We start from the raw sequence: 22,283 nt of genomic DNA on the forward strand, positions 1-22,283 counted from the left end.
AGCAATTGTGCATCAGATGAAGACTATGTTGTTTTTCTTATCCATTCGTGCGTCATAGTCTGTCTCCGTGCTCACTCATCTCATCAGCGGAACCCTTGCCGGTTGGTCGCTCATCATCGCCGTCGGCCCGCAGAACGCCCTCGTCCTGCGCCAGGGTATTCGGCGTGAGCACCTCGGCGTCGTGCTTACGATCTGCATCCTCGCTGACGTCCTGCTCATCGGCGCGGGCACCGTCGGCATCGGAGCGATCGTGCTCCTGGCACCGTGGGCGTTGGAGATCCTGCGGTGGCTTGGTGTGGCCTATCTGCTCTGGTATGCGTGGGGAAGCCTGAAATCTGCGCGCGAGGCATCGGGGCTGACGGCGGATACACATCAGCGCAGTCTGAAGTCCATCATCGCGACGACCCTGGCTCTGACGTTCCTCAATCCTGGGGTCTACCTCGACACCGTCGTCATGCTCGGCAACCTGGCGAATCAGCAGGGTTCCGGCGGAGCATTGCCGTTCACGCTCGGGGCGATGTTCGGATCTCTCGCCTGGTTCCTCGGAATCGGCTTCGGTGCCCGAGGTCTCTCGCGATATCTTGCCAGGCCGCGGGTGTGGCAGGTCCTCGACATCATCATCGCTATCGTGCTGGTGATCCTGGCACTCCGGCTTGCGTTCGGGTAGGGGTTAGCAGCGGGGGCCGACCCGTCGGCACGTCAGCCGTCTTCGCCAGCTGCCTCGGCGCCGTTGCCCAGAATTGTCATGTCCATACCGTCGTCTACATTCGGACACATGGATTCCCGGGTAGATCTGCCGCTGCGGTCGGTGATCAAACATGCGCACTCTCCGCCAGAGCTCAGCCCATGGCTGCATGACCTTCCTGCTGTGCGCGACTTTCTGGACGGCTTCGAGTTCGAGCGCACAACCGTATTCGTCGGCGAGAACGGCTCGGGCAAGTCGACGCTCATCGAAGCACTGGCCACCGCCCTCGACCTTCCGCACGGAGGCGGCACGGGATGGGAGGTTCGAGACCACGCCGAGGAAGTCCCGGAGTTGAGCGAACACGTGCAGATCGTCCGCGGCGCGGCTTCCAAACGGGGCGCCTTCTTCCTCCGCGCTGAAACAATGCACGAGAACATGGCCTACCTGATGGAGATCGGCGCCGGCCGCGGCCACCACTACTCGCAGCAGTCTCACGGTGAGATGTTCATCGAGATGTTGACGGGGAAGTTCATGGATTTGGGGCTGTGGGTCCTCGACGAACCGGAAAGCGCCCTGTCCTTCACCGCCTCACTCACCCTGCTGCAGCTCATCCGAGCGCGAGATCGCGCGGGGCTGCAGACCATTATGGCCACCCACTCCCCCGTCCTCGCCCGCGCAGAGGGTGCCAAACTCGTCGAGGTCGGGGAATGGGGGCTGCGCGAATCCACATGGGATCGGCTCGACATGGTCGACCATTGGAGACGCTTCCTCCAGGAACCACAGCGATACCTGCGGTATTTCGATGATGATTGACCGCCTCTTTTCGCCGACTTGCCCGCCCCGGACAACGGGGACGACGGTGACGGCGGTGCGCGCCGACGCACCGACGCCTCGGCGAGGATCAGGCCCTACAGCGACAGGCTCGGGTGCAGCTGGGTCAGCGTGACCGTGCGCTTTCGGCCGCAGACGAACATGGTTGCCACCAGACAGATCGCGGTCATCAGCAGCAGGACGACTGCCGACTGAGCGGCGATGAACATGTCCCCGCCGGCGATCAGGGTCCGCAGGCCGTTGACCGCGTGGGTCATGGGCAGGAAGGGCGAGATGATCTGGAAGATGCCAGGCGCCGTCTGCACCGGATAGGTGCCTCCCGCCGAGGCGATCTGGACCATGAGCAGGACCAGGGCGACAAGTCTGCCGACACCTCCCAAGGCCGCGACGCAGAGTTGGTGGACCGCGTGGAAGCTGGCCGCCACGAGGATCGAGAACAATAGGGTCCACAACCAGCTGCCCGCGGAGAAATCGAGGGCAAAGGTGAGGACTCCGTAGAGCACCGCGACTTGGGCTATCCCGAACAGGAGGCCAGGCACGTAGCCGGCCCAGGCGATTCGGGAGGACTTCGCCGATGACATCAGTGCGCGGTACGGGATCGCGTTGATGACCATGTAGGTGATCATGCCGCCGATCCACAGTGCCAGGGAGACGAAGAACGCGGCCAGGCCCTCGCCGTAGGCGTCCACGGAGTTGTCCTTGAGCTTCTGGGCATCGACGGGCACAGCGACGACGTCCGAACGGTTCTCGCGATCGGATTTGTCATAGGTCGGGATCTGCTTGAGGCCATCGGCGAGCTTGTCGGCGAGCTCTCCCGAGCCGTCGACGAGCTTCTTCGCACCCTTGTCGAGTTCATCGGATCCATCGGCAAGCTGCGAGGATCCGTCCTTGAGGTCGGCGACGCCCGTCTTGGCCTTCTCGGTGCCGTCCTTGAGTTGGATGACGCCGTCATTGAGGTCGCCGGCACCCTTGGCCAGGTCGCCTGCACCGGCGTCGAGTTTGATCAGCCCGGAGTGCAGGTCGTCAGCTCCTGTGGCCACCTTCTGTGCGCCGTCGTCGAGTTTGCCGATCTTCTTGTCGGCCTCCCGGATCTTGCCCATGACGTCGTCGACGGCGTTCTTGACCGGATCTTCGAGATCCTTAGCCTCATCTGCCGCCTTCGACGCTCGCCCGTGGGCCTTGTCCAGATCCCCGCCGAGGTTGTCCATGTCATCGGCTAGCTTCGCCACATTCGGATCGTCGGGGTAGTCTTCGCGCAGCTGCGCGACCCGGTCATCCATGTCGCCGTTGACCGTGTTCCGCGCCGAGTCGAAGTCGTCCTCCGCCTGGTTCAGCTTGGGCCGTGTCCCGTCGACGAGGTCGTCGGCCTTGTCTTTGAGGTCCTCGGCCTTGTCCGTGGCCTCGTCAGCTGTATCGCGCAACTGGCCCGTTCCGTCGGCGACCTGCCCGGCACCGTCGGCGACCTTCTTCGAACCGTTCTTCGCCTCGGTCGTGCTCTTGGCCAGCTTATCTGCGCCGGTCTTCAGATCGCCGCTGCCCTTTTTCAGCTCACCGGCCCCCTCATCGAGGTCACCGATGCCGGTCTGCAGCGTGCCGACTCCCTTGTCGAGGGTATGCGCACCGTCGGAGAGCTCGCCCGTTCCGTCGTGGAGATCGACGGCACCGTCGTTGAGCTGCCTCGCCCCGTCGACGGCCTTTTTCGTCGAGGAATGGATGTCATTGAAACCGAGGTAGACCTCCGTGACGTATTCGGCCGTGGTGGTCTCGTTCAGTCCGGATTTGATCTCGTTGAGGATGGTTCCAGCCATCTGTCCCACGATGAAATTGCGCGCATCATCGGTGCGCAGATTCAGTCCTGCCTGCTCGGGATCATCTCCCCCGGTCGAGACGAGTCGCTCGGAGAAGTTCTTCGGGATCTCGAGGACAGCAAAGTACTTGCCTTCGGCGAGGCCGTCGTTGGCCTCTTTCAAAGATGCCTCCTGCCAGTCGAATCCACCCTCACCCTTGGGGGTGATCTGGTCGACGAGCTCATCGCCTGCCTGGAGCCTCTCGCCTTCGGAGCCAGGCTTCTCGGCCCCTTCGTCTGTGTTGACCACGGCTGCCTGGAGCTTGTCGAGGTTGTCGGTCGGCGCCCAGTTGGAGGCCAGGTAGAGGCCGCCGTAGATCGCGGGGATGACGGCAACGACGATGATCGCCAGTCGAGTGATCGTGTGCCGCTTGAAGCGAGAGAGTTCGAGCCAAGGCAGAGAGAACATCGCAGAAACACCTTATTGTCGGGTCTGATTCGGAAAAGCTGATGGAGGCAGTTACCTCAGTGACGGGGCTGCCGCGTTAGGGAAAATCTGTCCGCCGAGGTGGGTGAGACCTCCGTGGACAGCGCGTCGAGGACGAGGTCGACGTCGGAGGAATCTTCGCAGGAGGCGATGACCGTGAGCGGATGCTCTGGATCGCGTTTGCGTCGCAGCTCCTGGTAGATGAGGATTGCCGCCCATGCGCGGGCACGGTCTTCGCGCTCGCGCAGATAGTCGATGTTGTCGAGGACGATGACCGGGGCCTGGGCGAGGCTGGCGAGGCCGAGTTCGAGGAGGAACTTCTGCAGCTCGCTGAGTTCGGAGACGAAGGCCTTGCCCTCGTCATCGATGAGGAAGTCGGCGTCCTTGGCGTCAGACGCGGAGAAGTTCCCCTCGGGAAGACGGTCGATCACCTCGGTGGCGGAAGTGAAGGTCTCGCGAATGACTTCGATGACCTCGTGCAGGGAGGACTTCGAGACCCAGGGTTTATACCAGGGCTGAAGCATGATGAGTCGCTCGGCGAGGTGCTGGGCGAGAGTGAAGTCGTTCTCGAGGTCGGTGAGACCAGCGACGTGGCCGACGGACACCTGTTCACGCACGCGACGGGCCTGTTTGCGAATGTCGAGTTCGCCCACGTGACCCTCGCCGGTGTCCACGCGCATGCGCCCGGCGATCGACAGCAGCAGGGATGTCTTGCCCGAACCGGCGGGGCCCTGAATGATGGAGATTGCTCCGGGAGGTACGTCGAGGTCGATTCCGGAGAACACGTCTCCGCGCTTTCCCGACATCCCCCATTCGCGGAGGCTGACTTGACTGATTGCCCGTTCCGTCTCATCGATGAGCGTCTGTGAAGTGCTCTGCATTCGTACTGCTCCCAGTGTGTGCGACTATATCGACCGTGTGCTGGCCGCTGACGCCAGGAACGCGGGTCACTCACGTTCCACTGCCAAGCACATTACGCCACATGGGCACTGACAAAGCCGTTCCGTCTGACGCAGGTCAAGTTACTCATAAGTAACTATAATGGTCGAAGCTGAACAATCTACCCACATTTTCCCGAATGTCTCCAATCCCACAAAAAGTCGATAATGGAGGAATGAGCAAGGGACAGACGAGCATGGCACACCTCCAGACAAGGTGGGGCCTGAGCCCGGGCACGGTCACACCAGGGTGCTTCGCGTCCGTCATGGCCACCGGAATCATGTCCGTCGGCGCGCATCTCAAGGGCCTGACCGCACTGTCGACCGCCCTGTTCTGGCTGGCCGTGATTCTCTACGGCTTCTTCCTGACGCTCGTCATCTGGCGCGCCTGCTCGCACAGCGATGAGCTGCGTGCCGATCTCCACGATCCGTCGAAGGCCTTCGGGTTCTTCACCTTCGTCGCAGCGACCAATGTCCTTGCGACGGCCTTGGAGGGGCAGGGGCACTTTCGTTTCGCTCTCGCGATCTTCGGCCTCGGCCTTATCGCTTGGCTGATCCTGGGATATCTCATCCCCTTCTCCGCCGTGCTCAGCTCTTCGGCCTCTCCCATACTCCTTCAGGTCAATGGAACCTGGTTCGTCTGCGTGGTCGCGGCTCAGTCCGTTGCCGTCGCCGCGTCCGGGCTGATGGCGCATCTGCCGAATCAAGACACTGCGTCTGGAGTCAGCTTCGGCTCCGCGCTCGCGGTCATCGCGGTGATCGCCTGGAGCGTCGGCATCGGGCTCTACCTCGTCTGCGCAGTCTTCGTGGGAACGAGGGCACTGCTCCAGCGCATCGGCCCAGAGGGCCTCGATGCCCCGTACTGGGTGATGATGGGCGCTCTGGCCATCTCCGTGGTCGCGGGCTCGAAGATCCTCGAAGGCGGGACGTCCCCTATCTTCGCGGCGACGACCGTCATCATCGCCGGCGCCTCGGCGATCCTGTGGGCAATCTCGACCTGGCTCATCCCTGCGCTTGTCATCGCCGGGCTGTGGCGGCACTTCCGTCACCGCATCCCCTTGGGATACTCGGCCGGGCTGTGGAGCATGGTCTTCCCCATGGGAATGTACTCCGTGGCGAGCACGAACGTGGGCAAGGTCGACGACGTGCCGGTCATCTCCTGGATCGGCGCTCAGTGGTACTGGATCGCGCTGACCGTCTGGGCGCTCGTCTTCGCCGCGATGGTGTGGTCGTTCATCAAGTCCATGAGTGCGAGGGCCGGCGTCTCTGATACCGCCGGATAGCGAGAGCCACGAGCGAGAGCCACCGCTGCGTGTCATAGGTGAGCATCGAGGCGGCCTGGACTGACGAATGTCAGAAGCACAGCGCCTAGCTGGCACTAAAACCTACTGTTGCAACGGTAGGTTTCGAAGCGAACGAGGCGCTGCGAGGAACCAACGGTGCCATTTGGAAGTCCGGGAATGAATTGCCACTGACAGTAGGGGGCGCCCTCTAATACAGAGGCCGATGGCTCACGCCATACACGGTGAGTCGTTCATGCGTCGAAGCGCTGCCCTTTTGGTTCGGGAGGCATGAGCATCAGGATGAACACCATCATCCCGCCTACGCCTGGAACGAAAATCAGAAGATACAGCGGTCCTGCGAAGCCACCATCGTGGAGTCGCCTCCATGAGATCGCCAAGAGGGGAACAATAGTGCCGAAGTACGCGATGAACATCAGAATTCCTCCGACGACAGCCAACGCTGTGCCGGATTCTGAAGCGGTCGGCGAGGAAGCATACGACGAGCCAACCAGCAAAAAAATCAGCGGGATCCAATTCAGCCCGAGGTAGAAAAGAACCACCCACCAATACTCGCTGCGGGATGCGCGCCCTGAGAATGTGGTGTACTTCTTGAAGAAGCGCTTGATCGCCTCTTCGAACGACGCCTCATAGAGCGGCAAAGACAGGTCGTCAGCACGTGCAGCCTCGCGGGTCTCGCCGACAGCGCCAAATATGAACGGACAATCAGCACAGCAGCGGGCGGGGTATGTCGTGTTCCCATCGTATGTCATGATTCCTTGACGGTAGGCTGTCCCGCGCTCGCGCAATAGAGTGCGGCGAACCTCAGACACGATGCCCGCCAAGCTCCGAATCGTTGGCAACAATCAATCACGACGATGATCTGGCCACACCCACACAGCAAAAAGCTGCCGCATGCACGATGTGCATGCGGCAGCTTCAGTTCGTTAGAGGCGCGGATACCCCCATGAGAGTCCTGCGACAACGTAAGCGTTCAGGCGCTCACACGTCGAAGCGCTGCCCCTCCGGTTTGGAGGGAAGAATCATGAGGACAATGAGGATGATCGAGCCGACACCGGGGATGAATGACAGGAAGAAGAACGGCCCGGCGAGATTCGCGTCGTGAAGCCGGCGCCAGATGATCGCCAGATGCGGAATGATGGTGGCAAGACCGATGATCAGCAGGAGGATGCCGCCGATCGCGATCAGAGCAATCGCTCCACCCGACGGAGAGGCAGACTGCATCGCGTAAGGATCCGCCGACGCCATCGACGCAGTCGCCGCGCTCATCCCGAAACCGATCGAGTAGAGGACCACCGGGACGATGCTGAGCAAGCCGAGGAACAGGTAGGCGAACCAGTATTCGCTGCGCGATGCACGTCCGGAGAACTTGGCGTACTTCTTGAAGAAGCGCTTGACGGCCTGGCCGAATGATGCGCCGTAGAGAGGAAGCGAGAGATCATCGGGGCTGGCCGCCCCACGGATCTGGCCACCAGGACCCATAGCACCTGGGCCAGCGGCACCGGGGCCAGCAGGATAGGCGTTGTTCGCGTTGTAGGCGCTGTTCGCGTCGTAGGACATGGTGACCTTCGTGTAGGAAAAATATCGTCTCTGCACAGGGAGTGCGATACCAATTGTGCTACATAGTGACCCGAATCCGCGCATTCGCGGTGTTCCAGATCTGGAACGTGAAATGAACAGTGTGATGAAATGATCGACTGGGCCAACCACAACGGCACTACTACGCAAGAAGCGCCCGAGAAGACACATCTTCTCGAACGCCCCTGCCGCATCACCTCAGACGAACATTCGGAGCACGCAGCTCTTCGCCGTCAAAGCTCTCGGTTCAGGCATCTCCGCCAGTCAGCGCATAGGCCTCGTCAACCGGGGCTTCGTCGATGTGGCCATCGACGCGGCGCAGAGTCTTCCAACCGACGGCGATGACGACGACGGCCAAGAACACCACTGCAGTGCCGAAGAAGTACGGTGCTCCGGTACCGATCGACTCGGAGACGATGCCGGCCACAATCGGTGCGACCGCGCCTCCGATGAAGCGCACACCCGAGTAGGTCCCCGAAGCCACAGGACGAGGCAGATCACTGACTTCCATCGCTGATTCGGTGAAGACAGTATTGAGCACGCCCAGAATCAGGCCAGCCACAATGACGCAGACGATAATGCCGACGAAAGACTCGACGAGGAATCCCATCACTGCCAGCAGCACAGCCAGTGCGATCAACGCGACGACGAGGCTGCGGCGACGCCCGATGCGCTTGGTCAGAAGCGGCGCCCCGAAAACGGAGGTGATTGCCACGCACATGCCCCAGCCGAAGAAGACATAACCGAGGCCCATGGCCCCGAAGTCCTCGATGCCGGCCTTCGCCGCGGCCGCCTCGACAGGGAATGGGCTGTAGGCCAGGAGAATGAAGAAGCCGAAGTTGTACAGCAATGCGGCGATGCCCAGCACGAGGACGCCGGGACGCGCAAGCGCCCGGAAGGTGGCACTGAGCTTGATCGGCTCGGGCGAGGTCCTGATGCCGGTGTCGGTCTTCCCGCCGGGCAGCAGGATCACGATGGCGATGAAGCCGATGGCCATGAGAACAGCGGTGCCGAAGAACGGTCCGCGCCAGGAGATTCCGCCCAGCAGGCCACCCAGCAGAGGTCCGGTCGCAATGCCGATGCCCAGAGCCGCCTCGTAGAGGATGATCGCTTTGTCGGCACCACCGGAGGCAGCACCGACGATGGTTGAGAGCGCGGTGGAGATGAAGAGCGCGTTGCCCAGCCCCCAACCGGCACGGAAGCCGATGATCTGGTCGACGCTGCCAGAGAAACCGGCCAGGGCGGAGAACGCGACGATGAGGATGAGGCCGATGAGCAACGTGGTCTTCGCACCGATCCGGGAGGACACGAAGCTCGTGAAGAACATCATGCCGCCGGTGATGAACAGGTAGCTGGTGAACAGCAGCATCGACTGCGACGGGGACGCGTGGAGTTCGGCGGAGATCGCGGGCAGAATCGGGTCAACCAGACCGATACCCATGAACGCGATGACCGCGGCGAACGCGACTGCCCATACTGCTCGTGGTTGACGCAGAATAGATGGTTCCGCGCCCTCCCCATCCTTCGTCTGTGCTTCATTACCTGGTGACACGCTCATTGCTGTTCCTGCGCACCCTTTCGTCTATATTTCGTGTTTCGCTGTTGTTGGCCTGATGTGTCTTCGTCAGCCGGTGTGCGTCTCGTCCTGCTGGACTTCGTCAACATCTACGGGATGCTGTTCCTGCAGATACTTCGAGACCAGTCCCAGCGCCCGATGGACACTGAGCCTGTCGTCGGGAGTCAGAGCCTCGAAGTAGGGCTCCATCCGCTCGACCAAGATGGTGCGGTTCTCGGCCAACCGCGCACGGCCCGCCTCCGTCAGTGAGAACTGTGAGGCCCGCCTGTCACTGGGGCTGGCTTCGCGAAGGACGTATCCAGCCACTTCGAGTCTGGCCAAGACCTTGGTCGCAGCAGGCTGCGAGCACAGATATCCCTGTGCGAAATGCCCCACCCGGACAGGCTGGTACTGCTCGACCACGCTGAGCGCACGCAACGCGACAAGGTCACTTTCATTGCCGACCACTTGCCTCAACGCCCTGGTCAGACGCGAGGAGACAACGACAAGGTCAGTGACGAGCTCCGCCGAATCAACATCATCCATAACTCTTTTATATACCTTGGTTATGCAATATCGCAAGAACTGCGGCAGGGCACCTGCACTTCTCATGTGACGGACATCATGGCCACCTCGGCGAGGGTCATGCTAATCTGTGGTCACATGTTCCGGGGACGGTGAAAATCCGTACCGGCGGTGATAGTCCGCGAGCCGACTGCATTCGTGCAGGAGGTTGACTTGGTGAAATTCCGAAACCGACAGTCAGAGTCTGGATGGGAGGAGCATGGCGACCGCGGTCGCTGTGATTCGGTGCATCCCAATGCGCTGTCGCACACGTCTGCACGCTCTGACAGTTGCACCCGCAATATCCTCCCTCCCGGCATCAGTTCGGGAGGTTTTTTCATGCACGCGGGGTTCACCGATCTCGAAACGACCGCGATGTCCGCTGCCCTGCAGGCCGCGCGAAACGGTCACCGGGGCGCGAATCCTCTGGTTGGAGCCGCGATTCTGACGAGGGACTCGCAGATCGTCGTCGGCCATCATGCAGGCGCAGGCAGTCCCCACGCCGAGGTGGACGCCATCACCACGGCCATCGACCTCGGCGTCGACCTCGCCGCCTCCACCCTGTTCGTGACCCTGGAGCCGTGCAATCACACCGGCCGGACCGGGCCGTGCACCCAGACGATCATCGATGCCGGCATCCCCGACGTCGTCTTCGCACTGCCCGATTCCAACGGCGTCGCCGCCGGTGGTGGGGCCACCCTCGCCGAGGCGGGGGTCCGGGTCCGCTCGGGCCTGGGCCATGACGAGTCCTCGGCTCTCAACGCCAGGTGGCGTCGTGCTGTCGATGCCGAGCGTCCCTTCGTCACGGTGAAGATCGCGCAGAGTCTTGATGGCATGGTCGCTGCCTCCGATGGGACCAGCCAGTGGATCACCTCGGCGGAATCGCGAGAGCATTCACATGAGTTTCGGTCCCGGGTCGACGGCATCCTCGTCGGCACCGGAACGGTCCTGGCCGATGACCCCCGACTCAATGCCAGGGGACCAGGCGGTGAACCGCTGGAAACCCAGCCGGTGCCCATCGTGCTCGGGCTGACCTCCCTGCCTCAGGAATCTTTCCTCGCACTCAACCCCGACACGATTCACCTTCGCACACGCGACATCACTGCAGCACTGGGCGAACTGCATGCCCGCGGTCTGCGTCACATCCTTGTTGAGGGTGGGCCCAGCGTGCTCGGCGCCTTCTTCGCCGCCGGTGCAGTCGACGAAGTCTTCTGCTATCAGGCTCCGCTGCTGGTGGGCGCGGGGAAATCCAGCCTGTCGGGCCTGGGCACGTCGACACTGAGTGAGGCGGTCGGTCTGGTTCCCGACGAGACCGCCGAACCTGCAGTCGCGCGACTTGGACCCGACGTGCTTCTCCACTTCGTCACGGGCTCGGGCAGCGGTTCGAGTTCCGGCAGCACTGACAACTACACCATCTGACGCACCATCCACTCACTGATCGCACACTCACTCGGAGGGCACATGTTCACCGGCATCATCGAAGAGCTCGGCATCGTCGCAGCTATCGACCGCAGGGACGATTCGGCTGTCATCACCATCGACGCCAAGGAACTCGTCGACGACCTCGGACTCGGCGGCTCGCTGGCCGTCAACGGCGTGTGTCTGACCTCGGTCAGGGACGAAGCATCCTCGCCGCCCGACGGTGCACCTTCCGAATCGCCGGGTGCCTTCACCGCCGAGGTGCAAGGACCCTTCACCGCCGAGGTGATGGGCGAGACCCTGCGACTGACCGGACTGGGAGCCTTGCGCACCGGGGACCGAGTCAACCTGGAGAGGTGCACACCCGCCTCGGGGCGCTTCGATGGGCATGTGGTGCAGGGACATGTCGACGGGTGCGGTGAACTGCTGAGCCGCGACGACTTCGATGAGTGGTCGATATTACGCATCGGCATCCCGAACTCTCTGGCTCCCTACACCGCCACCAAGGGGTCCATCGCCCTCAACGGCGTCTCGCTGACTCTGACAGCCGTATCAGAACCCAGCGAGACCAGTGCCTGGGTCGAGGTCGGACTCATCCCGGCCACGTTGACCCACACCACGTTCGGCGATCTGGCCCCCGGCGATCCGGTCAACGTCGAGGTGGACGTGCTCGCGAAGTACACCGCCCGCCTGCTCTCGTTCCACACAGAGGTCACCGCTCCTGCGGAACCTGCCGCATCTGCCACATCTGCCACATCTGCCACATCTGCCACATCTGCCGAGACAACCACTCTCTTCAACTCAACCGACAGCAGCACCCGCCAAGGAGCCGACAATGCCTGATACCGACCCAACCGCTGCGCGGCTCGATCCGATCGAGGACGCGATCGCTGCCTTCGCGGCGGGCCAGCCCATCGTCGTCGTCGATGATGAGGACCGCGAGAACGAAGGCGATCTCATTATGGCCGCCGAGTTCGCCGAGGCGGCCACCATGGGCTTCTTCGTCCGCTACACCTCTGGAGTCATCTGTGCACCCATGGATGCTGAGCGTGCCGCGGCACTCGACCTGCCGCCCATGGTCTCCACGAACGAAGACCCGAAGGGAACCGCCTACACGATCAGCTGCGACGCGGTCGGCGTGAGCACCGGAATCAGTGCCGCCGAGCGTGCCTTGACCGGACGTCACCTTGCCGCGGCAGCCCCCGATCCGGCATCGATCACACGCCCCGGGCATGTGTTCCCGCTCATCGCCAAGTCCGGTGGAGTCCGTGAACGCCCAGGCCACACCGAGGCTGGAGTCGAGTTCGCACGACTGGCCGGGGCTGCTCCCGTGGCGATGATCGGCGAGGTCGTCCATGACGACGGTTCGATGATGCGCTTCGACTCCCTGCGCGAGTTCGCCGATACCCACAAGCTGGTCATGGTCTCGATCGAAGGACTCATCGACTACCTGAATGAGTCGGATCGCGAAGGCGCGACGGATGAGGCGAACCCGCAGGCGATCGAAGCCTCGGCGGAGGTGCCGCTGCCAACTAAGCACGGGAGCTTCAGTGCCCGCGCATTCACGATCGACGGCCACGACCACCTCGGCGTGTTCTCCGGGATCGATTCTGCCGCCGTTACCCATGAACCGGCGGGTCAGGACCCTTCACTTCGCGGGCCCGCTCCCCTGGTTCGAGTGCATTCGGAGTGCCTGACCGGGGATGTCTTCGGATCTCACCGCTGCGACTGCGGGGAGCAGCTGGATCTGGCACTGCAGCGCATCTCCGACGAGGGTGGTGCCGTGATCTATATGACCGGTCACGAGGGCCGCGGAATCGGATTGAGCAACAAACTCCGCGCCTACGCCCTGCAGGATCGGGGGCTGGACACCGTGGATGCGAACCGTGAGCTCGGCTTCCACGACGATGACCGTGACTATCGTGCAGCCGCGGAGATCCTGCGCTCCATCGGCCTAACTCGTATCCGTCTGCTGACGAACAACCCGGACAAGACCCGGGCGCTCGAAGCACTGGGAATCACGATCGAGGCCGTCGTTCCGCTTGAGATCCCAGCGCGGCCGGAGAACTCGAACTACCTGAACACCAAGCGCGAGCGCATGCACCACACGCTGACCCTGCCCTCGGTGGTCGGCAGCGCCACAGCCTCGGCGACCATCGCTGAGAAGCACCACTGCTGAGCGACTCCACTGCTGATCAGGCACTTCAACTGATTCGTACTCATCACCACTGACTCTTCCGGCCATCACGGCCGCTACGAAAGGACTTACCCATGGCACATTCCGGAGCACCCGAACTCGCCGTCTCCGCGGCCGATACTCGAGTCGCTATCATCGCAGCATCCTGGCACACACAGATCATGGACGGCCTGGTCGACGGCGCCCAGCGGGCGGCCGCCGAAGCTGGGGCCCAAGCCACCCTGGTGCGGGTCCCGGGAAGCTTCGAGCTGCCCATCGCCGCAGCCCGACTGGCACCGCACTTCGACGCGGTCGTCGCCCTTGGCGTCGTCATCCGCGGCGGCACCCCGCACTTCGACTATGTGTGCCAAGCAGCCACCGATGGCCTCAACCGCGTTGCCATCGACTCCCGCAAACCAGTCGGCTTCGGGGTGCTCACCTGCGATACCGAACAGCAGGGACTCGACCGTGCCGGACTCGAAGGCTCTCAGGAAGACAAGGGCCACGAGGCTATGACCGCGGCGCTGGTCACCGCGCAGGCTCTGGCGGACTACCCGATCGCGTAAAAACGCTGCAACTCAAACGGTCGGTAAGTCCGAGTCGCTGACAAGCTCAGATTCGACTCGGACTTACCGACCGTTTGGGCGCGACCTTCAGAACAACTGGCGGATGTTCGTGCGCGCCAGGTCGATGAGTTCGTCGCCCTTGCCGGAGAGCACCGTGCGGACCGCATAGAGGGCGAAGCCCTTGGCCTGTTCGGCAGTGATCGTCGGCGGCATGGACAGTTCCTGGCGCTCGGTGACCACGTCAAGGACCGCGGCCCCGTCGTAGGCGAGGAACTCCTTGACGACCTTCGGCAGGTCCTTCGACTTCTCGACGCGGAAGCCCTTGATGCCGACCGCCTCGGCGATGGTGGAGAAGTCGGGGTTCGACAGTTCAGTCCCGAACGTGACGAAGCCAGCGGCCTTCATCTCCAACTCCACGAAGTTCAGCGAGGAGTTGTTGTAGACGACAGTCTTGACCGGCAGCTTGTTCTGCGTCAGGGTGATGAGTTCTCCCAACAGCATCGCGAGTCCGCCGTCGCCGGCGAGCGCGATCGTCTGCCGGTCAGGATGGGAGGCCTGCACGCCGACGCTTTGGGACAGGGCGTTGGCCATCGACCCGTGGCTGAAGGACCCGATCAGCCGGCGCCTGCCGTTCATGGTCAGATACCTGGCAGCCCAAACGACAGGTGAGCCCACATCGGGGACGAACACAGCGTCGTCATCGGCCATCTCGTCGATGAGGCGCGTCAGGTACTGCGGGTGGATCGTCCGCTTCGACGGGGTGGCGAGTTCGTCGAGGTCCTTGCGGGTCTTGCCGTAATGCTTGGTCATCGACTTCAGATGCGAACTGCTGCGGCTCGGCTTGATCAACGGCAGGAGCTCGCCGACTGTGTCGGCCACTGTGCCCACCAAACCGATGTCGACGCGTGTTCGCCGGCCGATCTGGGAGCCCCTGACATCGGCCTGGATGACCGTCGCGTCCTCGGGATAGAACTGCTGATAAGGCAGGTCGGTGCCCAACATGAGCAGGGTGTCGCAGTCTTTGAGCGCATGGTAGCCGGAGGAGAAGCCGAGCAGCCCGGTCATACCCACGTCGTAGGGGTTGTCGTATTCGATGAACTCCTTGCCGCGCAGCGAGTGCACGATCGGCGCCTGGAGCTTGGCGGCGATGGCGATGAGTTCGTCATGAGCACCCTGCGTTCCGGCGCCGGCGAGGATCGTGACCTTCTTGCTTTTGTTCAGCGCCTTCGCAGCGGCTTCAAGCTGGGATTCGGCGGGGATCACCCGGGGCGCGTAGGACCGAACCACCTCGGCGGCGGCAGAGATATCGGTGAGCCCGACGTCACCTGGGATGACGAGAACGGCAACACCGCGCTTCTCGATGGCCTCGCGCATGGCGATGCGCAGCAGGCGCGGCATCTGCTCCGCGGTCGCCACGTGTTCGACGTAGACGCTGCATTCGCGGAACAGCTCGGTCGGGTGGGTTTCCTGGAAGTAGTTCGAGCCGATCTCATCGCTGGGGATGTGAGCGGCGATGGCGAGCACTGGCACACGGGAGCGCTGGGCATCGTAGAGTCCGTTGATGAGGTGGAGGTTTCCCGGTCCGCAGCTGCCTGCGCAGACGGCGAGTTCACCGGTCAGTGCGGCCTCGCCGCTGGCGGCGAAGGATGCCGCCTCTTCATGGCGGACGTGGACCCATTCGAGCTGAGGGTTGACGCGCAGGGCATCGGTGAAGCCGTTGAGCGAATCTCCCGGGATCCCGTAGACCCGCTTGACTCCGCTGGCCACGAGCGTATCGACAATGTTTCCGGCGACGGTGGGCATAGGATTCCTTCCGTTGAAACACGTGGAGCTCTCACAGCTCCTGGGTGGACCTCCATCAGCATCCCAGTCAGAGTGCCGACACAGGCTGGTACCGCGGTTTCAGTCTATCCCCGAGGTCAGCGGTCTGCGGGTGTGAAGTCAGAGACAGCACCGCCGGACCAGGTATCAATGTCCGAAGCTCACGGTCAGAGGCACACGGCCCGAATCTCACGGTCCGAAGCTCAGTGCCAGGATGTCCGCAGCACAGAAGTCATCTGCATCGGATTCGTTCCGCGATACGCGGTAAGGACGCCTGCACCTTCCGGGTTCCTCGTGTAGATCGCTTCACCGCCGCCGATCCACCGGTTCCACGCTCGCGAATACGCCATTGCCGATTCTCTTCTCGTGCCGAGAGCTGAAGGCACCGCGTGCCAGACCGGATCGCTCTGCTGCGCATTCGACCACCCGACCTTCAGACGTTCCCACAGTCCGCGCGCTCCAATCGATGACTGCGGCAAGGACCAGCGAGGAACCAGATACCTCGGGTCGGCGATCGGGGACACCGCCTCGTCGAGGGCGAGCGCGAAGACCTCCGCGGACTGGGCTTCCGCATCGAGATGACACCGCAGATCCCCACTCGCGTCGACGCGTACACGCACCGAGTCCGATCCGGTCTTGCTCAACCCCGCACTGTGCAGGGCATCGGCGACGGCACCGGCAAGTTGGCCCACCGTCGGCGGCTTCGCATAGAGCCGAGTTCGTCGTTTTCCGGCTACGGACAGCACCACCGGCAGGCTCACCCAGAGTCCGAAGCCGAGCACCATGAGCACCACACCGCCGATGCCGGCGAGCGCCACACCCAGCAGCAGGAGAATCAGTCCAAGCCCCATCCAGGCCACGACCGTGGCAGTCCTCACTCGGAATGGCAGGATGTGCCCCGGATCCCCGCCGAGGTGGCGCGGCACAACGCTGACATCGCCGTTGCGAATGGGGTCGGCTGAGGTGAGGCTCGACTGTTCGGTGCGTCGATGGCCGGTGCGCTGAAGGATTCGCACCGAGCGCATCTCCTCGTCTTGATAGTCACTGCCGACCTGCCACCGCTGGGCGATCTCCCCGCGGTCCTGGGATCGGGCGATCATCCGCGCATTGATCTCGTCTGCCATATCGGGAGGGGGAGGCTCGTAGGGCGAGAACGCGGAATCGATATGAGCCACTCCGTCGACGACCTCACCCTCAGAGTCCGTGCCGAAGAAGCCGTCGTGTTTGCGCACGAGACGCCCCCAGTCCTGGTTACCGCGTGGGTGATCGGGGCTGACGCAGACGACGGTCCAGTTGAGCCCGACCTTGTGTGCCTGGAAAGGGTCTCGCCGCAGCGCACGGCCGCGGGTCTGCGTCACCGCCGTCGGTGTGGTCGCGGTGCTCAAGTCGATCAATCCGGTGATGGCCGGTGCATCCCAACCTTCGCCGAGGAGGGCGCGGGTGCCGATGAGCACCTGAGTCCTGCCCGTGGTGAAGAAGTCGGTCACATAGGGAACCCACGTCCGGCTGGTCCACGGACCCTCGAGTCGGCTGATTCCCGACACCGGTTCGCTCACCTGCAAGCGAGAAGCCAGGGAATCGTCGGATACGGCGATCCGAGCACGCAGCTCGTCGAGTACCTCCGGAGCTCCAGCCACGGTCTTGCCGGAGACGAGCAGTGGTCGGAGGCCGGAGGTGCGGGCATCGGAGACGAGTGTTTCGAGAACGAGCAGGGCCGAACCGGAGCGTTCGCTGATCACCCTGCTGACGTCGGCCGGCAGCGTCGCTGTCAGCGATTCGAAGTCGCAGAGGACCAGCATCCGCATGCGTTCTTGAAGGTTGGCCGCCTCGGCGCAGATGATCTCGCTCGTCGCCTGTGGCTTCGACGCCGAGTAGGCGATCACGCGGTCGACGGGTGAGCGTCCCGCCCGTATGCCGTTCCGGGTCCAGCGGTACCCGATTGCGGGCAGGGCACGACGGATCACCTCGGCGAGTTCGATGTCTTTGGAGTCCTCGGAGGCCATCAGGTGGTGGCGCATCCAATCGTCGATGAGCAGCGCCCAGTCCTCGGAATCGGGATTGCGGCGATGCTGTTCGGCGGGACTGGCACCGGGAGGCAAACGGAGCAGATCCGTGTGGTGCAGCCGCAGCGCAGCCGAGCACAGTTCCGGTGTCGAGCGGCTCATGGCCGCCCAACTGACAACGTGCTCTCGGGTGCCCAGGAACCGCCTGTCGACCCATTCGAGGAACGGCACCGAGCCCTGAGTAGGGTCGAGGATGTCGGTGATGAGTTCGGTGAATCGCACAGCCTGCCCCGATAGCCAGCTGTTCTCCTCGTTCGTCGGGGTCGTCACCCACACGAGGTCCGCGAATGGAGCCAGATCGCCTTCTCTGACGACTGCAGGGATCGAAGCGGAGTAGCGAATGTCGGAGAACAGACCGGTCACCAGCTCTGACTGTGCTGTCGTCATTGTTCCGGGAGGAGTGGCTGTGAGTCCGAGCACCCAGACTTCAGGGAGCAGGTCGAGGAGTTCGGTCAACAGGCTGCCCCACACGTCGAGCAGGTGGTGGCATTCGTCGAGGATGAGCAGCAGAGGTCCAACATCGCCGAGGCGGTCGACGAGTTCCCGCCCTCCAGGAGCGAGTTCGTCGAGGAGGTTCTTCGTGCTTCCGCGGTCATCATCGAAGACAGCGAGCGATTGGTAGGTCAGCGCGCTGAACCGGGTGGTGAGTCTCCGGTCGAGACCGGCGCGGTCGGCGTGGTCGGCGTCGGGCTCGTCGAAGGCGGCGTGCTCGTCGACGGCGTCAGCGGCGGGCTCGTCAGCGGCGTCGTCGGCACCGTCGCCGAGGCGATCGGAACTGTGGCTGTTCCACGCGTTCGCCCACTGAGTCTGGATGGCGGTGTTCGGGCCGAAGGCCACGACTGTGGAGACGTGCCCGTCGTCAAGCAGGTTCTTGGCGTGTTCGATGCCGACACGGGTCTTCCCTGCGCCAGGCGGCAACACGATCCATGACCGGCGAGAGTCGGCGCTGACTGAACTCGTAAGTGCGTCAAGTGCCTCGCGTTGGTGTCGGCGCAACGGAGGTCGGTGACCTCGCACTGGCTTCACCTCGGGCATCGACATGGCAATCAGTCTAAAACGAGTCCTTGATCGACAGCGCAGAAGGGCAGAATCTGTCCAAGCCGACTCAAGTTATCCAGCGCGACTCAGGCAGACGCGATGAAGAGCCATCCGCGCCCGGGAGCATAGGGAAGGTCGTGGACATTGATGGTGCCGAAGCCAGCGTCTGTCAGTGAGCCTTTCACCGCGTCTTCGGTTCGGAAGCGCAAGGTCGACGTGGAATTGATTCGTTCACCATCACTGTGGAAGATCGTCGGTGAGTCAAAGGAGACGTACTCGCCATTGACCTCGGTGACCTGCACCCACGTCTCGACCGGTCCCTCACCATCGACGTCGACTACTCGCCAGGTCAGTTCTTTGGTCCAGCGGTTCCAGGCACGATCGGAGGGTCGTCTGGCTTCGAAAACCAGGCATCCCGACGGGCGAAGACAAGAGTGTATTGCCCGAAGGGTGGCCAGCCATTCATCATCGTCGAGAAAAACTTGCGCAACATTCGCAGTCATAGTTGCCAGGTCAAAGCCGCGGTGCCGAGCAGGATCGTCAGCAATGTCAGGAGCCTCGCCGACGACGAACTCAGCGAAGTCAGAAACCACCTTCGACTGTGCGATGTCGATAGAGGCCGACGCGGGATCGAGGCCCAGAGCGGAAATCTCCAATCCAGCCAGAAGGGCGGCCAATGTTCCTGTTCCACAGCCAACGTCAAGAACTTCACTGGCCCCGAACCTTTTGGCGACGTCGACATACATGTCGAGGTCGCTCCGGTCCGGGTCAAGCGAATCGTAGACTCCAGCTAGCCGGGGGTCTGAAAACAACGCATCAGGCACGCGTCCAGACTAGATGATGATCCGCTTCCGTGAACATCCTCCGTCGGCTGAAATCACGAGCTGACAGAAAACATGACAAGCAATTTACTACGTCCTTGAAACGTGTAAAAAAATCGACGAATTCTTTACACGCTTCGGTGTTGTGGTAACTCGTGCAACGCATCTTTCAGATGCTGTTCCACAGCCCGTGCCGGTGCCGAAAACGCGTCCCTCACGTCCGTGCTGACAGCACCGTCGCCCCGGTCAGGAGCGCGGCCATCACAATCGCCATCATCGGATAGCCGCTGACGACTCCGGCGAGGGCCGGGCCTGCCACCGGTGCCAGAGCGGTACCGGCGGTGATGGGAGCGACGAAGACGCCGTTGATCGCCCCGAAGTTTGCGGTTCCCCACCGGTCGGCCACGGCAGTCGCCTGCAGCAGCGTGATGCATCCCCGGACACCACCGGCGATCATCGCAATGCCGATGAGCAGCCAGACGGGACCCGGCACGAAGGCGAGCAGCCACAGTCCGACAGCTCCAGTGCCGAGCAGCAGCACGGTTCGCGCCCGTGAGCTCGTGCGCCGTTCAAACGCCGGATAGAAGAACCGTCCGGAAACCTGTCCGAATCCGACAAGTCCCAGAGCGCTCGCGGCGAGCGAGTACCCGGCTCCACGCTCGATGATGAGGGGGATGATGTTGATCGTGACGGCAAAGAGGGTGAAGGTCGCCAGCGCGACGGCGATCTGGAGGATGACGAACTTCGGGGATCGTGTGATGCTGCGGATCTCCGCACGCGACGGCACCGTCGAATTCCGCGACATCTCATCGGTCCACCCGCGGTTGAGGAAGAACCAGTGCATCGGCAGAGCCGTCACGGCCAGGACGCCGGCAAGGATGACATAGGCCGGTCGCCAGCCCCACGAGTCGATGAGCCAGGCGATGATCGGGGCGAACACCGTCGAGGCGAGGCCGCCGACCAGCGTGATCGTTGTCAGTGGCTTGGTTCGCTCGGCTCCGTACCAGCGGGTGACGACAGCGAACGCCGGCGGATAGAGGGTGGCGGCCTGGGCGAATCCGGCCAGCACCCACGCGAGGAAGAAGACGAAGAGATTCGGTGCTGCTGCCACGAGCAGCAGCGCGACGATGCCGATGAGCGTGCCGATGCTCATGAGCGTTCTGGGCCCGTGCGCGTCGAGCAGCTTTCCGACGCGCACGCCGGCGAGCGCGGAGACGATGAACCCGAGGGTCAGTGCCGCAGTCACAGTGGTGTGGCTCCAGCCCATATCGGCAGAGATCGGAGTCACCGCCACTGGCAGCGAGTAGTAGAGCAGTCCCCAGCTGGCCAATTCGGCAATGCAGAGGGCAGCCAGCCCTCCGCGGGGCCGGTCGGTCATCCCTCTGCCCCTCGCGGGGCTGCGGATTCACCCGCCGAGGTTGTCGGCTCCCCTGGCGAGGCCGAAGACTTATTCGACGCGTCTGCAGACTCCCCCGCCGAGGCGGCCTTTGCTTTCAGTGCGGCGAGCGCGGTGGCCCACGGGATGCGCTCCTGCTCGAGTCGAACGTCGCCTTCGGCACGCAGGCGGTTCAGCGCCCGCGCTTCCGTCCCAGTCAGCTCCGTGAACACCCCTGTGTGGGGTTTCGGCTCCTGGACCCACAGGTCCTTGTGGTCGGTGAGAGTGCCCTCGTTCATGAGCGTCGAGTCCACGTGCGGCAGGTGCTTGCGCAGCCGGGAGAGGATCGCGAAGCCGTGCGAATCAAGATCGCCCCAATAGAGGACATGCGCCCCGTGCACCCAGGTCAGGCCGGCGACGTTGTCCACGGCATAACCAGAGCCGTGCACAGCCACAGCATCGGCCCAATCGGGCATCGCGAGCACCGATTCGAGGTTCTCGAAGACGAAGACGAGCCGCGGCGCGATCGCCAGATCGCTGAGCTGAGTTACTGGCGCGCTGATGTCGCTGAGTCCTGACGGTGTGAGCTCCGGGTCGAGGATGCGCATCCGAATCCGAGGTTCGGCATCGAGAACGTCGACCGCATCGGGTCTCCCGGATGCTTCCAGCAGTGCCGTGACCAGGGAGCGGTGTGTTTCGAACCATTTCGAGTCGACCCCGCGGATGGGCAGCTGTCGGGGCCGCAGGGTTCCCACGGGGTGATTGCGCAACCATTCGACGACGTCGAGGAGTGTGGCGAACTCGGTGTGTTCAAGTCCGAGGATCCGTTTCGCATGAGCTTTGATCGCCGAGGCGGATCCGTGCTGATCCTCGAACCGCGACCTGATCATTGCGGTCCGGTCCCGCAGGAGGCGCCATTGTCTTGCGTCGTCACCGTCGACGAAGTTCGCCACAGCCTCCGGTGATCCTAGCCGCAGGCGCAGTGGGATCTGTTGACGGCCGATGCGCGCCCAGGAGCGTTCAGTCCAGTCGATACTCGGGCCGTTCAGATTCTCCGACTTCGAATCACTGGCATCGGGGGCGGCGATCGTCCGCCAGGTCCCGGCCCATTCCATGGCGGCTGCCTGGTCCTCGAGCACCTGTTTCTCAGTGGGCGGATGCAGGGCGATCTCGACGACGACAGGGTCGGGCCGGGTGGCCCAGGTCGACATCGACGAGCGCAGGCGGGTACGCGCCTTCGCCCGCGCCTCGGCGACGGTGAGCATCGTCATCGCCGCCT

General features: G+C 63.1%; 18 protein-coding genes and 1 riboswitch. Of the genes, 7 read left to right on the plus strand and 11 right to left on the minus strand.

Features of this window, described 5'->3' with window-relative positions; all coding sequences use genetic code 11:
• Positions 1 to 67 precede the first annotated feature (67 nt).
• On the plus strand, positions 68 to 667 hold the full coding sequence (locus HX613_RS15215; RefSeq protein ID WP_235346090.1) for a LysE/ArgO family amino acid transporter: 600 nt from the start codon (positions 68 to 70) through the stop codon (positions 665 to 667).
• 108 nt (positions 668 to 775) lie between these two features.
• Entirely contained in the window at positions 776 to 1,498 is a 723-nt protein-coding gene (locus tag HX613_RS15220; RefSeq protein ID WP_235346091.1) for an AAA family ATPase, read from the plus strand.
• Between the two features lie 95 nt (positions 1,499 to 1,593).
• Here HX613_RS15220 and HX613_RS15225 read toward each other — a convergent pair whose 3' ends face one another.
• Together HX613_RS15225 and HX613_RS15230 are read right to left on the minus strand one after the other, a co-directional pair.
• Entirely contained in the window at positions 1,594 to 3,771 is a 2,178-nt protein-coding gene (locus tag HX613_RS15225; protein ID WP_235346092.1) for a YhgE/Pip domain-containing protein, read from the minus strand.
• A gap of 56 nt (positions 3,772 to 3,827) precedes the next feature.
• Complete coding sequence (locus tag HX613_RS15230; RefSeq protein WP_235346093.1) at positions 3,828 to 4,670, minus strand: ATP-binding cassette domain-containing protein; 843 nt, start codon at positions 4,668 to 4,670, stop codon at positions 3,828 to 3,830.
• 233 nt (positions 4,671 to 4,903) lie between these two features.
• Between HX613_RS15230 and HX613_RS15235 the strand changes: the two genes are divergently transcribed.
• Positions 4,904 to 6,010 carry a tellurite resistance/C4-dicarboxylate transporter family protein gene (locus HX613_RS15235; protein ID WP_235346094.1) on the plus strand — a complete coding sequence of 369 codons (1,107 nt, stop codon included), beginning with the start codon at positions 4,904 to 4,906 and terminating at the stop codon, positions 6,008 to 6,010.
• 251 nt (positions 6,011 to 6,261) lie between these two features.
• Here HX613_RS15235 and HX613_RS15240 read toward each other — a convergent pair whose 3' ends face one another.
• From HX613_RS15240 to HX613_RS15255, 4 genes are all read right to left on the minus strand, one after another.
• Complete coding sequence (locus HX613_RS15240) at positions 6,262 to 6,780, minus strand: DUF805 domain-containing protein (protein WP_235346095.1); 519 nt, start codon at positions 6,778 to 6,780, stop codon at positions 6,262 to 6,264.
• A gap of 229 nt (positions 6,781 to 7,009) precedes the next feature.
• Positions 7,010 to 7,588, minus strand: coding sequence for a DUF805 domain-containing protein (locus HX613_RS15245; RefSeq protein ID WP_235346096.1), 579 nt, complete (start codon positions 7,586 to 7,588; stop codon positions 7,010 to 7,012).
• 265 nt (positions 7,589 to 7,853) lie between these two features.
• Positions 7,854 to 9,164 (minus strand): MFS transporter, encoded by a 1,311-nt coding sequence (locus tag HX613_RS15250; protein WP_235346097.1) that lies wholly within the window; start codon positions 9,162 to 9,164, stop codon positions 7,854 to 7,856.
• A gap of 66 nt (positions 9,165 to 9,230) precedes the next feature.
• On the minus strand, positions 9,231 to 9,707 hold the full coding sequence (locus HX613_RS15255) for a MarR family winged helix-turn-helix transcriptional regulator (protein WP_235346098.1): 477 nt from the start codon (positions 9,705 to 9,707) through the stop codon (positions 9,231 to 9,233).
• A 114-nt stretch (positions 9,708 to 9,821) separates the two neighbouring features.
• Positions 9,822 to 9,950, plus strand: a riboswitch (FMN riboswitch).
• Positions 9,951 to 10,064: 114 nt separating this feature from the next.
• Here HX613_RS15255 and ribD point away from each other — a divergent pair.
• From ribD to ribH, 4 genes are all read left to right on the plus strand, one after another.
• A complete protein-coding gene (gene ribD, locus HX613_RS15260) occupies positions 10,065 to 11,144 on the plus strand; it encodes a bifunctional diaminohydroxyphosphoribosylaminopyrimidine deaminase/5-amino-6-(5-phosphoribosylamino)uracil reductase RibD (protein ID WP_235346099.1) in 1,080 nt (359 codons plus the stop codon).
• Between the two features lie 42 nt (positions 11,145 to 11,186).
• Complete coding sequence (locus HX613_RS15265) at positions 11,187 to 11,987, plus strand: riboflavin synthase (protein ID WP_235346100.1); 801 nt, start codon at positions 11,187 to 11,189, stop codon at positions 11,985 to 11,987.
• The gene (ribB, locus tag HX613_RS15270; RefSeq protein WP_235346101.1) at positions 11,980 to 13,323 is read left to right on the plus strand and encodes a 3,4-dihydroxy-2-butanone-4-phosphate synthase; all 1,344 of its coding nucleotides are present in this window, start codon (positions 11,980 to 11,982) and stop codon (positions 13,321 to 13,323) included. The genes HX613_RS15265 and ribB overlap by 8 nt, the downstream gene beginning before the upstream one ends.
• Before the next feature lie 92 nt (positions 13,324 to 13,415).
• Positions 13,416 to 13,886 (plus strand): 6,7-dimethyl-8-ribityllumazine synthase, encoded by a 471-nt coding sequence (gene ribH, locus HX613_RS15275; protein ID WP_235346102.1) that lies wholly within the window; start codon positions 13,416 to 13,418, stop codon positions 13,884 to 13,886.
• 87 nt (positions 13,887 to 13,973) lie between these two features.
• Here ribH and poxB read toward each other — a convergent pair whose 3' ends face one another.
• The 5 genes from poxB to HX613_RS15300 form a co-directional block, all read right to left on the minus strand.
• A complete protein-coding gene (gene poxB / locus HX613_RS15280) occupies positions 13,974 to 15,689 on the minus strand; it encodes a ubiquinone-dependent pyruvate dehydrogenase (RefSeq protein WP_235346103.1) in 1,716 nt (571 codons plus the stop codon).
• A 221-nt stretch (positions 15,690 to 15,910) separates the two neighbouring features.
• Entirely contained in the window at positions 15,911 to 18,811 is a 2,901-nt protein-coding gene (locus HX613_RS15285) for a DEAD/DEAH box helicase family protein (RefSeq protein ID WP_235346104.1), read from the minus strand.
• 83 nt (positions 18,812 to 18,894) lie between these two features.
• Positions 18,895 to 19,632 (minus strand): class I SAM-dependent methyltransferase, encoded by a 738-nt coding sequence (locus HX613_RS15290; protein ID WP_442862609.1) that lies wholly within the window; start codon positions 19,630 to 19,632, stop codon positions 18,895 to 18,897.
• A 211-nt stretch (positions 19,633 to 19,843) separates the two neighbouring features.
• Positions 19,844 to 21,007: an MFS transporter gene (locus HX613_RS15295; RefSeq protein ID WP_235346106.1), complete on the minus strand. Its 1,164-nt coding sequence runs from the start codon at positions 21,005 to 21,007 to the stop codon at positions 19,844 to 19,846.
• Entirely contained in the window at positions 21,004 to 22,275 is a 1,272-nt protein-coding gene (locus tag HX613_RS15300; RefSeq protein ID WP_235346107.1) for a Wadjet anti-phage system protein JetD domain-containing protein, read from the minus strand. Before HX613_RS15300 ends, HX613_RS15295 begins: the two co-directional genes overlap by 4 nt.
• Positions 22,276 to 22,283: the final 8 nt, after the last annotated feature.

This window comes from Brevibacterium sp. UCMA 11754 (assembly GCF_021532275.1).
Taxonomy (GTDB): Bacteria; Actinomycetota; Actinomycetes; order Actinomycetales; family Brevibacteriaceae; genus Brevibacterium.